The sequence below is a fragment of the Hymenobacter sublimis genome, assembly GCF_023101345.1.
Lineage (GTDB): Bacteria > Bacteroidota > Bacteroidia > Cytophagales > Hymenobacteraceae > Hymenobacter > Hymenobacter sublimis.
Genome location: NZ_CP095848.1, coordinates 3,756,879 through 3,771,546, shown reverse-complemented (window position 1 = coordinate 3,771,546; position 14,668 = coordinate 3,756,879). Strand labels below are relative to the sequence as shown.

Sequence of the window (14,668 nt, the reverse complement as noted above, 5' to 3'; positions counted from 1 at the left end):
AAATAGTGAGATAGTGAAATGGTGAGTTTTCCTTTCGTGCCACCGAAGCCACACGAAAGGAAAACTCACCATTTCACTATCTCACTATTTCACCTTACTGCGACAGGCTATAGCGGAGCTGGACTCCTCCTTCCGTAGCCGTGTTGCGGAAGGCATTCTCTACCCGCGGATCCGTAATGTTCTGGGTGAAGAAGAACTGCAGATTCAGGCGCTGGTTAAGCACGTAGTCGACGGTAGGACGCAGTTGGAACTGCCGGGAGCCATTGGTTACCTGGCCGAACGCCCGGCCCGCGGAAGCCGTGCCCGTGGTGCCGGGGTCCACTACATCCAGAATGGTACGCTGAATGGTGAAGTTGTCGCGGATGCTGAGGTCGAAGCGCACGTTCAGCTCGTTGCGCAGGATGCGCTGCTCCCCGCCAATGCGGAAGGGTAGCTTCAGGCGGTTAGTGGCAAAGCCGAAACCCACAATCATTTCAGTGGAGTGCAATTCCGTTACCTGGGCGTTGTTTGTATTCAAGCCAATGTTACGGTCGATGCGGTATTCCAGGCGGCCGCTGAGCTTGCCAGTAGTCTGGAAGTTTAGGCCAATGAGCGGAGCTAGGCGCTCGGCAATTGTCACCTGCCCAATAATATAGTAGGGCACGTACTGGCCATTGGTCAGGTTTACCCGGTCGGGGAGGCCCTCCGGCTCCCGGGTATAGAGGGCGTTGGTGGTATAGCCGTTAATGTTGTAGTTGGAGGCGTAAGCGTGGCTGAGCTGAATGGAGCGGAAGTAGCGCTGCACAAACGGCAACTCCGACAAGCCGTTGTAGGCAATGGTCCAGTTCGGGATGGGTAGCACCGAGAAGGGGTTGAACTTCTTCGACTTGTAGCCATCCGACGACTTGCCCCGGTACGCATCCAGGAAAGCGGGTAGCAGTACATCTTGGGAGTTGTAGCTGTACGTGCCGGTACGGCCGCTGGTCGGGTCTACGGTGCGGTTGTCGGCCGAGAGGCGCTGCTGCACAAACACGCGGTTATCCACGAAGCGCTGGAAGGCCTTCGAAATCTCGCCGCGGTTGCTCAGGTCCCCAAACAAGGTCTGAATGGAAATGAACGAGGTGTTGAAGGTACCGGAGCCCAAGGCATTGCTGGGCTGTGGCCCCAGGCCGGGAATGGGGGTAAGCTTCACCGTATCCACCTGCAGGCGGTAAAACACTTCGTTATTTTCCACCTTGTTGCGGCGGGCATCCAGTTGAATCACAAAGTCGCGGAAGGGCTCCAAAGTGGTGCGCAGGGTCAGGGCCTCAGTAAGCAGGGAGCTGAGCGGCGTGTTCAGGTACTGGCTGCTGTCGGTGTACCAGCCCCGGCTGTAAGTCCGCTGATACAGGTTGTCTAGGTCATACTGCCGGCCGAGCAGGAAGGGCACGCCGGGCGCGTCAAAGTCGCTGTTCATCCCGAAGAAGCGGGTGCCAGGTAGATAACCGGGCAACAGGGTTCCGTTGGAGCGGGTATAGGTAAAGTTGATGGAACGAGCCGTCATCAGGGAACGAAGCACCGCTTTCAGGGCGCGCAGCTCCGGACCCTTTGCCGAATCGGCAGCAGCCTGGGCAGGGTCGGGCACCACGCCAGGGGCGGCGCGGCGGGCAACTCCGCCGCGCAGGTCGCGGGGGTTGTCGGCGGCCTGGGCGCGGGGCTGGGGCGGCGGGGCGTTGTTGATGATGTTGAGGAAGCGCACCTTATTGTAGAGCTTCACCAAGTCAATCTTGCCGTTGGCACTCAGTTCCCCGTTGTTCTGGATGGTGTTGCCCAGGTTCAGCCGCCCGGAGGTGGTATCAGCGGGGTTGCCGGGGTGCAGGGGTGCGCGCAAGGCCGTAGAAGCCGCCTGCCAGGTATAGTTGGCGGCGTAGCGGGCATCGGCCGACAGCCAGTCGGTGAGTGGGAACTTGTCCAGGGGTAGGCGGTAAGTGAAGGCTACTGTCTGGTTGAAGTTGGTGGTGCGGCCCCCGCGGCGGAACAGGTTGTCGCGCAGTTGCTGGCGGTTGCGCTGGGCAATGGCGTCGTCCCCGATAGTGCGACCGGGACCTTCGTCCACTACCGCCCGGTTAGTAGCCGTGTAGTCAATGGCCAGGGCTTTGGTCAGGTCCCAGCGCAGGTCGTAGATGCGGTTCAGGAAAAATGACTTCTGGAACACGCCCGGAATGCCAGCTGTCACGGGTACCTGGCCGGGCTCCAAGGTGCGCTGCAGGAACCGCTCGTTGTAGCGGCGGTCCAAGTCGGCGCGGAAGGAGAAGCGGGAGGGTAGGGGCGTGAAGTTCACCTCCTGGAACATCTTCAGGTAGGGCGAATCAAACGCCTTCACCTTGGCCAGGGGCGTGTAGTTGCGTGGAGTAGCTTGGTACACGTAGGCCAGGGCGCCGGTGTAGGTGCGGGTATAGTCCCGGTCGGTGCGGACGTCGGTGTGCAGGCGTTCCGTGAGCGAGTAGCTCAGGGCAAAGTTCTCGATGTCGTAGGGCCGGACTTTCTTTTCGGGGTTGGTGCGCTCCTTGCGCACGTTCAGCAGGGAAATGCTGCGCTGGCTGGTCTGGTCGACTACCTCCTTGCGGTAGGCGGCCTTTTCCTCCGCCGTGTCAAACTTCTGCAAGGACTGGCTCAGCTCCGTGTCGGGGTCGAGGGGGTCGTACTTGGGGGCGCGGCTTTCTACGCCGGCCTGCACCAGCACCGGCACCCGGATGCCCAGCTTTTCGGGGAAGAACTTATCGGCCGAGATGGTAGCGTTTACGTCGCCGCGGGCAATATTGTCGATGGAACGCTGCTGAGCGCGGTCCTGCAGGCCCCCGAAACCGGTGGTTACGTAGCTACCCGTGGCCGTGATGTTAGCCACGTCGGCGAGTTTGGCGTTGAAGCGGGCGGTAGCGGCCCAGCCGTTTTCGGTGTCAAATTCCGAGACGCGCAACTCATCGGCCCAGAGCGTCAGGTTTTTGCTGGCGTTGTCGTCGCGTGGGTTCAGAATGCCAATCATCACGCCCTGCACCGCCGATAAATCGGGGTTACCCACAATGGTAATCGTGGAGTTGTCGGGCAGGGTCACCACGAAGGGCTTGGTGTAGTCGGCGCTGCCAGCGGCCTGCTGGTTGCGGCGGGCCTTGGCATCAATAAAGTCCTGCAGCTTCAGGTCGATGCGGTTGGATTCGGGCCACACATTATCGGCCGTGTAGGAACCAAGACCCCGTTGAGTCAGCTCCAAGGGCCGGGAGTACTCGTAATAGTTCTGGGTATAGTCAGTGCCGATGCGCACGAAGCCTCGCAGTTGGCCGTCGCGCACGGTGCCGTCTTCGCTTTCCGCGTGCAGGAACATGCGCAGACGCTTATAACGCAGCATATTCAGGTTCACGTTCTTGTAGGCTGCCTTGGCAAAACCGTCGCGCAAGCCTTCTACCACGAGGCGCAGGCTCTGCTCATTTTGCTGCCGGTTCACAGTGCTGGAGCCGTACTCCCGGTCGCGGCGGATGTTGGGCGGCAGCACGTACGGAATGGCATCGGAGCCGGCAGTAACTGCCGGGCCGTTTTCCTCAATGCTTACCGTCGAAATGTTAAAGGCATCGGCATCCGTGTCGGGGCTTACAATAACCTGGGTTGGGTCAGCAATTTTGGTGAGGTAGCGGCGCCACTGGTTGGCCACAAACTGGGGTTGCACCATGCGCAGTACCACCGGCTGCTCCCACTGCGTCAGGTACATACGCAGGAAACGAATCGACTTGAAGCCGAAATCCTGGCCCTGCAGGGTGCCCACTATCCCGGTAGGCTGGCGCACCGGAATCCGGAACTGATACCAGGTTACTTCCTCGTTATCGGTGTCGGCATTCTTGTTCGTGATTTTGTCCACGATGAAGTTCTGCCCTACCTCCATCTGGCCTGGCCGGAGCTGCATGCGGTACTCGTAGTAGCGCTCCGTGTCCGTGAGCACGTTGTCCCGGTTCAGGTCCTCTTTGTCGGGGAAGGCGGTGGAGCTGCGCTGGCTACCCTCCGGGGAGTTGCCTTCCATGCCGTTGAAATCCTTGTAGCGAGCCAGAATCTTGGCGTCGGCTTGGTCGTAGCTCTCGTCGAGGTGGTGGCGGAAGTTGTCGGCCGCGGGGTCCGGCACCGAGCCGTACACGGCCGGGGCGCCGGCCAGCGTCTTTTCTTCCGCGTCAGTTACCCCGTCCAGGCCCACGTCTTGGCGGCCCCGGGCCCCGGGGGTAGCGCTGAAGGCATCCGTGAGGAAAGGCTGGCGCGATACCCGACCGTAGGGCGTGGGGCTGGTGTTTTGGTTTAGGTCAGCCTCGTTCACGGGCAGTCCGTTCTCAAACTCGTAGCGGTTGTTGTCCTTGAGCACATCTTCCGAAACGGAGCCCAAGTTGATGTACAGCTCGCCGCCCGTCGTGTTGTTCGACTGGTGCCCGTCGGAGTCAACTACCCGGCCGTTCTGGGTGGTGATAAACGGGTCCATCAGCCAGAACTCCAGGTACTCCACGTTGGCGTTGTCGAAGTCCGTGTCGAAGGTGATTTCGCGGGAAACGCCCCCGTAGCGGGCTCGGTTAGCGGGCGCATTCGTAGCGGAAAACCGGCGCGGCTGGCTAGGGTCCACGTTGGGCGTGTAGTTGTACTGGCCGCGCTCATCGGGGAAGTAAGCCAAGTCAAAAGTCGACTCGAAGGAGTTGCCCGTGGTACCTACGTCGCGGTTTGGGAAGATTTCCGTGCGTTTGATGCCGCGCACGTAGTGGTTTTTCAGGTCGTTCACCCCAATATTCTGGGGCTTGCTCTGGCCGTTGGTGTAGTAGGTTTGGTCCACGGTATACCAGGCCAGTTTGGCCCGGCGGTAACCCGCTTCCAAGCCCTGCACGTTGCCGCCCAGCGGAGCCGGGGTAGCCGCCAGCCGCCAGGTAGTAACCGAGTTCAACCCACCTAAGGTGTAGGGCGTGCGGGCGTTTTCGAAGTCATCGAGGTAGGAGACGCCGTTTTCGCCGCCACTTTCCCCATTGCCCAGCCGCGACTGGCCCGGCAGCAACTGGGCAAACTCCCCACTGAAGGCCACCGAGGAAATTTCCTTGGTCGAAAGCAGGGGGAGCATGTCCAGGTACTTGGTCAGGGCCCGGGACTCCCGGCGCATGTTCACATCGAAGCCGTAGATGGTGTTGTTGCCCGGCTCATCGCCGATGTTGACGCGGTTAATGCCGGGCGCCTGGTTTTCGCGCAGGTGCAGCACGGTAGCCCCAAAGTTGAGGTCCGGCGACACCCGGTAGTCGAAGCGGGCGCCCAGCAGCTTGCGGGGCTGCACTTGCACCAGGGCGTTTTTCTCGAACTCTACCCGCAACTCGTTGGCCGAGTTGAGGTAGCTGGGGTTCAATATTTTTACCTTGGCCTGGTCGTAAAAAACTTGGTAGTCAACGCCTTCCTGCAGCAGAGTGCTGCCGGCCCGCACGCGCACCGAGCCCTCGGCAATGCCAATGCCGGGCAGGTTAATCTCGTCGGTGGCGGTAGCCTGGAAGCGGCCGCGCAGAAAGAATTTGTCCTTTTCCTGGCGCTGCTGGGCGTCGCTCTGCACCTGGGTGTACAGCTCCCGGTACACGTACTTGCGCGCTAGCTCCCGCTCGGTGGTAGAGCCTAAGGTATCAAACTGCGCCGCGAGGTAGGAGCCAAACGGCTGCACCTCCGGGAAGATGATCTTGCCCAGCTCCGTGTCAATGGTAATGCCAGGGAAGAAGTCGAAGTTACCGTCCGGGTTCCGGTCGTTGTTGGGGTTGACGTTGTCGAGGTTGAGTACCTCAATCAGGGGGCGGTTGGCAATGCGCTGGCCTTCCTTCAGCGAAATCAAGTCCACGCCCGTCACGTCATCCTTGTAGATGATCTGGAGCTGGAAATTGTCGCGGTTGAGCTGGGAGGCGTTCAGGGGATAGATGTTTTTCATCATCAAATCCCAGGTCGGCAGGTTGCGCGTCTGTAGGTTCTGGTTGGTCGGGTTTTGGGTAGGGTCGGCCAGGCCCACGCCGGGGTTGGTGGCTTTCAGCATCTTCAGGAAAATCACCTCGTCCTGATTGCGGGAAGCGTAGTCAATGGAGCTGATTTCACCTACCTGCTTGGGCGCATTGGAGCGGGTGCCGCTGGCTCGGTTGTCTACGTACTGGTAGGATACGGCCAGCACCTGCTCGGGTAGCAGCTGCGTATTCAGCGAAATGTAGCCCAGCTGCGCGTTGTAGGTGTACTCGCGCGGATCCAGCTTGCGGGCCCGGATGTGCTCATAATCGATGTTGCGCTGCAGCTGCAGGGTGCCCGTCAGGTAGTCATCCACGCCCAGCTCGTTGCGGGCTGTGGCGCCGCCGGCCAGAATCTGGCTGAGCAGGGTGTTGGCGTTGTTATCAGCTTGAGCGTTGGGGCCCGCCGGCTTCTGAAAGCGCTGGCGGTACAGGCGTTGGGGCTCGCCCACGTCCATGAGGGCCACCACGTTGCGCAGGTTGTCACTCTGGCGGTTGTCGTTCGTGACGTACACCTCCAGGTTGGTAATTTCCACCCCGCTCTGCACCGTAGGCAGGTTGCGCAGGGAAGCGTCGTACCGGTCGCGGAAGGCCTGGGACAGGAAGTAGTGCCGGTCCCGCTCGTACTGGCTGGCTTTCAGTTCAAACTGCCGGCTCTGGCCCCCGTTCTGGATGCGCACCTCATCGGCCTGGCCGCGCAGGGTGCTGGCCACGGTGGTAATACCTAGGCGCCCGAACTGGAACTGGGCCTTCACCCCGAACAGGTTCTGCCCGCCTGTAATCAGGGAGTTGTTCAGGGGCAACGACACGTTGCCCAGCTCCACCTTGCGGATGATATCGGTTTCGTAGCCCGTGTAATCGAGCTTCATGTTGTTCTCGAACTCGAAGGCCGCGCGGGTGTCGAAGTTGAAGGTCAGCTTGAGCTTTTCCCCAATCTGCCCGGTCAGGTTCAGGTTCTGGTTAAGATTAAAGTCGAAGTCGCCTACGCGTTGCTGGCGTAGCGTCAGGGTAGGGTTTTCGTTGCGGTTGAAGCGGGCGCCCATGCGTATCGCCACGGAGCCCTGGGGCCGGATGTCCACGTAGCTGCCCCCGAAAATCCGGTCGGCCATGGGGCCTAAGTAAATCTTCGGAATCAGGCGGCGGCTGGCGGGCGTGTTGGCGTCGCCGGCTACGCCGCCGGCGGAGCGCTGGCGGAAGTAGTTGCGCACGGCCTGCTGCTGCTGCCAGCGCGAGTACTCCTCAAACGTCATGCGGCTCGGGTCGCGGTAGTCCAAGTCCGAGCCCAGCTTCTCACGCACATCGAAGTTTTTCAGGCTGTCGTCGGCCTGCACATCGAGTTGCACGTTAGAGGGTAGGGGTAGTACTAGCGGGGAGCGGCGACGCTGCGGCGCGAAGGGCGTGCCCACCCGGTCCTGCGGGGCTACGCGGGGGCGCCGGCTGGGCCGGTAGCGGACCGTATCAATGCGGGGCGTATCGGGAGCAAAGCCCAGCGGCAGGCGCAGCCGCGGGGAGCTAGCGGGCAACCAATCCGACCAAAGCTGCTGCATGGCAAAGGAAGTAGCCGCGCTACCCAACGGCTTCGCCTGCGACCACCACGCTACCAACGATACAACTGCTGCTAGGGAGGCAGCAAGGGACTTCTTACCGGTATTCAAGCGTCAATAAACCAAATGGTTATAAGCCGTTAGCTGCTGGCTAATAGCTGTTAGCTTTTTCAGAAGGACATAGCTGTGGTAGTGACGGATGACCCGGACAGTCAGACCAATCAAAAAGCTGTCAGCCAACAGCTAACAGCCAGCAGCTTCTAATGAGACTTAAGAGCGAATTTAATCAATTCCTCCACGCTCAGGTCGTTGCCGTGCTTGTGCTGGATCTGGTCGAGGGTTTTCTCGGCCGCGGCCCGCGCAAAGCCCAGCGTTATCAAAGCCGCTAACGCTTCGCTGCGGTTGGTATTGTGCGCTTTGGCTAGCGGTACGGTATCAATGCCGGCCTTGGCCAGCAGCTCATCTTTGCGCAGCTTATCCTTGAGCTCCAGCACCACACGCTGGGCCGTTTTGGGGCCTACGCCCTTGATACTCTGGATAGACCGCACGTCCTCGCTGACGATGGCTTGGCGGATTTCGCCCACCGACATCGACGACACCATGACAATGCCCGTGCCCGGCCCAATGCCCGAAACCGAAATCAGCTGCATGAACAAGGCCTTTTCGTTGGGGTCCAGAAAGCCGTAGAGCGCCTGCCCGTCTTCTTTAATGTGCTGGTAGGTGTAGAGCTTGGCCTTTTCCCCGTCAGTAGGCAGCTTGGCATAAGTAGCCAAGGAAATCCGGATTTCGTAGCCAATGCCGTTCACGTCCAGAATGGCTTGGGTGGGGTCTTTATAAGCGAGTTTACCGTCGACGTAGGCAATCATGCGGGGTGGTTGAAGTAAAAACTGTCAGAACGGATACAACACGCCACAGCCGGGATTTGTGCCAAGGTGTTTAGCTGTTCTAACTGGATTAGCCGGCTTGGGCGGGCCGGTAAGGTGGTTGAGCAAGTTGGGGCGAATTTGCCCGGAATCAAAGCTCTGGAATAGAAGTGGGTAGGCGAAAGCAAGAAGTGAGCCTTTCGTTCTGAAAGCTGCTGCCCACAGAACAAAAGACTCACTTTTCGTTTCTAGCTCCTTACTGCTGAGGCCTACAAGCCCTTGCCGTCGGGGTGTTGGGCATCGACTACGGCAATGGCAGCCATGTTCACGATTTCGCGGACGGAGGCACCCAGCTGCAGGATATGCACAGGCTTGCGCATGCCCATCAAAACCGGCCCGATAACCTCGGCCCCACCTATTTCCTGGAGCACTTTGTAGGCAATGTTGCCGCTAATAACGTTCGGGAAAATGAGCGTGTTGGCCCCGCCTTTGTCGGCTAGGGGCGAGAAGGGATATTGCTCCCGCAGCAGCTCCGGGTTCAGGGCCGTGTTGGCCTGCATTTCCCCATCCAGAATCAGCTCGGGGTAGCGCTGCTTGGCCAGCTCGGTGGCGCGGCGGGCTTTATCGGGCAGCTCGCCGGGGTTGGAGCCGAAGTTGGAGTAGCTGATTACGCCAATCCGTGGCTCGGTGTCGAAAAACTTTACGGCCCGCGAAGTCAGCCCGATAATTTCCACCATTTCCTCGGCCGAAGGATCAATGTTCACGGTGGTATCGGCGAAGAAGTACGGGCCTTTCTTGTGCTGGATAATGTACATAGAGGCGACGCGCTGCACATCTTCGGCTACCCCAATCACCTGCAGGGAAGGCACAATGCTCTTGCCGTAATCCTTGCTTAAGCCGGTGATAAAGGCGTCGGCCTCGCCGGTTTCCAGCATCATACTGCCGAAGTAATTTCGCTCGCGCAGCAGGCGACGCCCTTCGTAGAGCGTAATGCCGCGGCGCTGACGCTTTTCGTACAGCTTCTGAGCAAACTCCTCGCGCTTGGCTTCCTCGTGCAGGATGTCGATAACCTGACAGCCTTCCAGATCAAGGGAGTTTTCCTGAGCGATACGCGCAATCTTGTTGCGGTTACCGAGCAAGATGGGCTGGGCAATGCCTTCGTCGTGCAGAATTTGCGCTGCCTTAAGAATTTTGTAAGTGTCGCCCTCGGCAAATACCACGCGCTTGGGGTTGCTCCGGGCCGCCTGGGTAATGCGGTTCATCAGCTTCTGATTGACACCGAGGCGGGCGCGTAGCTCGTCTTCGTAAGCAAACCAGTCTTCAATCTGAATGCGGGCTACCCCGCTTTCCATGGCGGCCTTGGCTACGGCCGGACTCACGGCCGTAATCAGACGCGGATCCAGGGGCTTGGGAATCAGGTAGGTGCGACCGAAGGATAGGGTATTGTCGCCGTAGGCTTTGTTCACCATATCCGGCACGGGCTCCTTGGCTAGCTCGGCCAGGGCGCGCACGGCGGCCAGCTTCATGGCCTCGTTGATTTCGGTGGCGCGTACGTCCAGAGCTCCCCGGAAAATGTAGGGGAAGCCCAGCACGTTGTTGACCTGGTTGGGGTGGTCGGAGCGGCCCGTCGCCATGATAATGTCCTCGTGGGTGGCCATGGCTACCTCGTAAGGAATTTCCGGATCGGGGTTGGCTAGGGCAAACACAATAGGGTTAGCCGCCATTTTCAACAACAGCTCCGGAGCCAGCACGTTGGCCGCCGAAAGCCCCAGAAAGAAGTCGGCGCCTTCCATGGCCTGGGCCAGGGTAGTAATGGGCCGCTCGGTGGCAAACTGCATTTGCAGGGCCGCCAAATCGGTGCGCTGGGGGTGGATGATGCCGTCCTTGTCGAACACCACCACGTTTTCCCGCTTCAAACCCAACTCCAGGTACAGGCGCAGGCAGCTAATGGCCGCGGCTCCGGCCCCGCTCACTACCACCCGAATCTCGTCAATCTTCTTACCGACTACCTCCAGAGCGTTCAGCAGCGCCGCCGAGGAAATAATGGCCGTGCCGTGCTGGTCGTCGTGCATGAGCGGAATGTTCATCTGCTCGCGCAGGGCCGTCTCAATGGGGAAGCACTCGGGGGCCTTGATGTCCTCTAGGTTGATGCCGCCAAACGTGGGTTCCAACGACTTTACGATGCGAATAAACTCCTCCGGGTCCGTCGCGTCAATTTCAATATCGAAGCAGTCGATGCCCGCGAACTTCTTGAACAGTACGCCCTTACCCTCCATTACTGGCTTGGAAGCATCGGGGCCGATGTTGCCCAGGCCCAGCACGGCCGTCCCGTTGCTAATAACTCCCACCAGGTTGCCCTTGGCGGTGTACTTGTACACCTCGTCCTTGTTCGCAGCAATTTCCTTGCAGGGTTCCGCTACGCCCGGCGAGTAAGCCAGGGCCAGGTCCAGCTGCGTACTAACGGGCTTGGTTGGGACTACCTCAATTTTGCCGGCGGGGCTTTGAGAGTGGTAGTTCAGCGCGTCCTGTTTATTTATTTTCAGCATGCTACGGTACTAGGGTGGAGCTTCCTTGAAAGGGCAAGAAAGCAAAATGGGCAATAGTAACCCGTGGCAAAGGTACACGCCCCCGCCCGGATAGAAAAAAACGCTCCGAGTTCTGCTGAGCTCGGAGCGCTACGATGAAGGTCGCGAATCGGCGAATAGCTTATTCTACTTTCAGGTCTTTAAAGGATCCGGTTAGGTTCACGTCGCACCGGAGGGCAGTAGAGCTGGGCAGCGGACCTTCCAGAGGATCGTGGATATTCGTGAGCTGCATTTCATAGGTGCCACTGATAAGCTTGCGGGTGGCATCGTAGGCGGTAATAGTGAGCTGCCCTTGCGCTTGATTCTGGGCGCTGTAGTGGAGGCTGCCGCTCAGAGACGTTGCTACGTTAACGCGGTAGTACACATACAAAGCCGGCACTATCCCACCTGAATTGGACCGGCTCAGCACCGGATACGTCCCGGTCAGGCCCGGGGAGAGGGCAGTTCGGGGTACCTCAAAATTAACTCGGTCGACACCTTCCGGCGCTACGAAATTTAGGTAAAGCCTCTTCTCCTCAAGTACGGCAGCGCCGGATAAGGTTTGCTGCGTGTAAGACAAGCCATTGTTACGGGAGGACGCCGCCGGGTAGGTCATAGTGCGCGTCATCGACAACTCGGAGGGAGTTGCCGAAACCACTGGTTGAGGATCTTCCTGTTTGGAATCAGAGCCGCAGGAAGCCAGCCCCATAGTAAGAACGGCAAGGAGAAGGAGGCGTGGCGAAAAATGCATCAGACTACGGATGAAATAGGTACAGCTAAGGATGGGCTAGAGCAGCGGAATTTCAGTAAACGTGCCGTAGCTCTTAATCTCACAGTCGCGCCGGCTGTCTGCCTGCGAACCGACGGCCAGGTACACGTACGGGTCCTTGGCATTGCGAATAGTGAAGGTGTACGACCCACTGATAAGTTGGCGGGCGGAGTTGAACTCGGTAATGACGAAGCTACCCTCTAGCCGGTGCGAATTACCGGAGTACTTGTTCAGGTAGATGCCCGTACCGTAGGCGGGGCGCTCATACGTAGCTAGCACCTCGCCCTGACCCGGGTCGGGTTGGGAGGATAGGGTGTACGTGCCGACCAACCCGGCTTTTTGCTTGCCTTTGGGCAGAACAAACTCTACCCTTTCTTCGATACCCAGGCCCGCTGGGCGGGGCTCCTTCTCAAAGAGCAGCGTTAGTTTATCGGAGGCCAGCCGACCAGAAGGGGCCGGCGCCAGGAACGTTTGCCCTTTGCTTTCGGTGGGGTAGGTGTACGTGAAGTTGATGTTGGCCTCCTGGACGGGAGGCGTCACGGTGGGTTCTGGCGTTTCAATATCTTGCTGGCAACTTGCCAGCAAGGTCAGAAGAGATATACCGGACAGGATACGTACGAATGTCAGCATAAGTAAAAGGGAAGGAAAGAATGGAAGGGCGTATGACCGAACTAGCCAAGCGCCGTGCCAACTTTTAGTGAAATAGTTCCACTTCTTATGCCGGGCGAGAAAATTTTAAGCTACATACTTGATAATTAGGCATAAAAAAAGCGCAGAAGAAGTTCTGCGCTTTCTGATAGGTAGCTCGATAATACCACTAGCTCTTTACAATGAGCTTCTGGCCGGGCTTCACCTCGTCCGATTGTAGGTGGTTCAGCTCCCGCAACTTCTCAACCGTGAGGCCCTGATAGCGGCGGGAAATGTTGTAGAGCGTATCGCCTGGCTGAACCAAGTGTACTTGCGGAGTGGGCAACAAGGAGCGGGAAGCCGGCCGGCTGGCTCGTCGCGCTGGTTCCTGGGCCGCGGCGGCAGTTTCGCGAGTGGCCGTTAGGAGCTCTGCTGTGGGTTCCGCCGCCAGCTCCTGCAAGTTCAACTTCTGGCCGGGGGTAAGCGTTTCCGTGGCTAGCTTGTTGCGGGCCACGAGTTGAGCTACTGTCAGGCCATGAGTACGGGCCACCTTCTCCAAAAAGTCACCCCGCCGCACGGTGTAGGTAGTAGGAGCTGGGTTATCGGAGAGAGCCGTTGGTGTCGCCACTTCGGAGGCAGGACGAGCCGGCCGGGTTGCGGCCAGAACTTGCTTAGCAGCTGCCGGACGAGCGGGCGTTGGTGCCGTAATGTCTTCGGTCTCCGAAGTCAAGGGCTTGGTTCTGCTGGTACTTACTCGCACCGGCACTGCGAGTGTCGGCCGGTTATTCGTAGCTGCAAGAACATGGGTTTCGGAGGTAGCAACAGGCCCGGCCGGCAGTTGGGTGGCGGGTGACGGCACAAAAACCACGAGCTGACTGCGCGGTGTCAGGGCTGAGCGCTTGCCCAAATTGTTCCAGCGGCGCACCTGGGCTGCACTTACCTCGTAACGCTCCGCTACCGAAGCTACCGTTTCGCCGCGCTTCACGGTGTGACGCACCCGACGATACCGGGGTGGCGTAACGTGTCCGCCGGCCGAAGCTCCGGCCGCGGCTAGGCTGCGGGCAGGAAATGGCTCAATGCCAGCCAGCAGCACGGGGCGCAGAAGTACCGGCTGCGGCAGCTCGGCTAGGGGTCGGCAGTAGTCAAACAACGTCTCCCTATCGACGACGGCCAGGGCCGGGCGAGCTGCCGCCGGCAACTGCACAGCATAGGGGCGGTAACCTTGGGGTAGCCAGGGCTTGCGCAGCTCCGGGTTCAGACGGGCCAGCGTCATAGAATCGGGGTAGCCGCAGGCCCGGGCCAAGCGGGTCAAATCGAAGGCCCGGCCGCCCAGCTGCAGCGTATCCATGGCCTCGGCGTACTGATACTTGAGGGTAGGGGAGTGCAACTGGTGCTGCTGGGCGTACTTCATGGTGTACATAATGGCCGTGAAGGTGGGCACGTAGTTGCGTGTCTCGGCCGGCAAGTGCGGGTGCACTTCCCAGTACGTTTTCTTGCCCGTGCGGCGCACGACTTTCTGCATGTTGCCAGCGCCCCAGTTATAGGCTGCCAGCACCATTTCCCAATCGTGAAACACGCCGTAGAGGTAGCGTAAGTGCTTGCAGGCCGCTTCAGTAGCCTTTTCCGGGTTCATGCGTTCATCCACCCACTCGTCGCGGCGCAGGCGTAGGTCGTTGGCCGTGGGGCCCATAAACTGCCACAAGCCGGTAGCACCTACTCGGGACTTAGCCGTCGGAATCAGGGCGGATTCTACTACGGCCAGGTATTTCAGATCCGTGGGCAGATTATACTTGGCCAGATACTTTTCGAAGAGCGGAAAATACAGGTTCTCACGTTCCAGCACGCGCTGGGTATAGCCGCGCTGCCGTTCCGTGAAGAGACGCACAAACGCCAGCACATGTGAATTAAAGACGTGCGGAACATCGGTTTCAAAGCAGCTAATTCGGTCCCCCACCAAGTCACGCAGCTCGGGCGGCGTGCGGAGCCACACCAGCTTCACTGAGTCGACCGGGACTGGCGCTGCTACCAACGAATCGGGCAGCAACTCCAGGTTAACCCGCAGCGAGTCATCCGCTACTGGTGGCGCCTGAGCAGGCGAGGTAGGAGGTAGTTCGGGCCGCACCTGGGCTACCGCGGGGCGAACCACGGAGGCGGCAAATAGCAACGGAACAGCAGCACGCAGCAACGACTTCTTCATCTTACATGGAAACTGGCAGGTAAGCCGAAAACCTCAACTTGCTGTGCCTCAGCCCAGCGCATCTTCAAAAATAGCACGGATTGACATAAATGCCAGCCCGGCAGCGAATAAGAA

Annotated in this window: 6 protein-coding genes; all 6 read right to left on the bottom strand. The window is 59.4% G+C overall.

All coding sequences use genetic code 11. The features are described 5' to 3' along the window. Positions 1-94 precede the first annotated feature (94 nt). Entirely contained in the window at positions 95-7,537 is a 7,443-nt protein-coding gene (gene sov, locus MWH26_RS15750; protein WP_247975023.1) for a T9SS outer membrane translocon Sov/SprA, read from the bottom strand. Between the two features lie 257 nt (positions 7,538-7,794). Next, positions 7,795-8,400 carry a Holliday junction branch migration protein RuvA gene (gene ruvA / locus MWH26_RS15745; protein WP_247975022.1) on the bottom strand — a complete coding sequence of 202 codons (606 nt, stop codon included), beginning with the start codon at positions 8,398-8,400 and terminating at the stop codon, positions 7,795-7,797. Positions 8,401-8,666: 266 nt separating this feature from the next. Next, positions 8,667-10,943, bottom strand: coding sequence for an NADP-dependent malic enzyme (locus tag MWH26_RS15740; protein ID WP_247975021.1), 2,277 nt, complete (start codon positions 10,941-10,943; stop codon positions 8,667-8,669). Positions 10,944-11,103: 160 nt separating this feature from the next. Beyond that, complete coding sequence (locus MWH26_RS15735) at positions 11,104-11,670, bottom strand: hypothetical protein (RefSeq protein ID WP_247975020.1); 567 nt, start codon at positions 11,668-11,670, stop codon at positions 11,104-11,106. 78 nt (positions 11,671-11,748) lie between these two features. Beyond that, a complete protein-coding gene (locus MWH26_RS15730) occupies positions 11,749-12,360 on the bottom strand; it encodes a hypothetical protein (protein ID WP_247975019.1) in 612 nt (203 codons plus the stop codon). Positions 12,361-12,547: 187 nt separating this feature from the next. Next, the gene (locus MWH26_RS15725) at positions 12,548-14,554 is read right to left on the bottom strand and encodes a LysM peptidoglycan-binding domain-containing protein (protein WP_247975018.1); all 2,007 of its coding nucleotides are present in this window, start codon (positions 14,552-14,554) and stop codon (positions 12,548-12,550) included. Between the last annotated feature and the right edge of the window lie 114 nt (positions 14,555-14,668).

Excerpts from the sequence above, each read along its gene's own strand:
- sov (WP_247975023.1), bottom strand. The coding sequence starts at position 7,537 with ATGCAGCAGCTTTGGTCGGATTGGTTGCCCGCTAGCTCCCCGCGGCTG.
- ruvA (WP_247975022.1), bottom strand. The coding sequence starts at position 8,400 with ATGATTGCCTACGTCGACGGTAAACTCGCTTATAAAGACCCCACCCAA.
- MWH26_RS15740 (WP_247975021.1), bottom strand. The coding sequence starts at position 10,943 with ATGCTGAAAATAAATAAACAGGACGCGCTGAACTACCACTCTCAAAGC.
- MWH26_RS15735 (WP_247975020.1), bottom strand. The coding sequence starts at position 11,670 with ATGGGGCTGGCTTCCTGCGGCTCTGATTCCAAACAGGAAGATCCTCAA.
- MWH26_RS15730 (WP_247975019.1), bottom strand. The coding sequence starts at position 12,360 with ATGCTGACATTCGTACGTATCCTGTCCGGTATATCTCTTCTGACCTTG.
- MWH26_RS15725 (WP_247975018.1), bottom strand. The coding sequence starts at position 14,554 with ATGAAGAAGTCGTTGCTGCGTGCTGCTGTTCCGTTGCTATTTGCCGCC.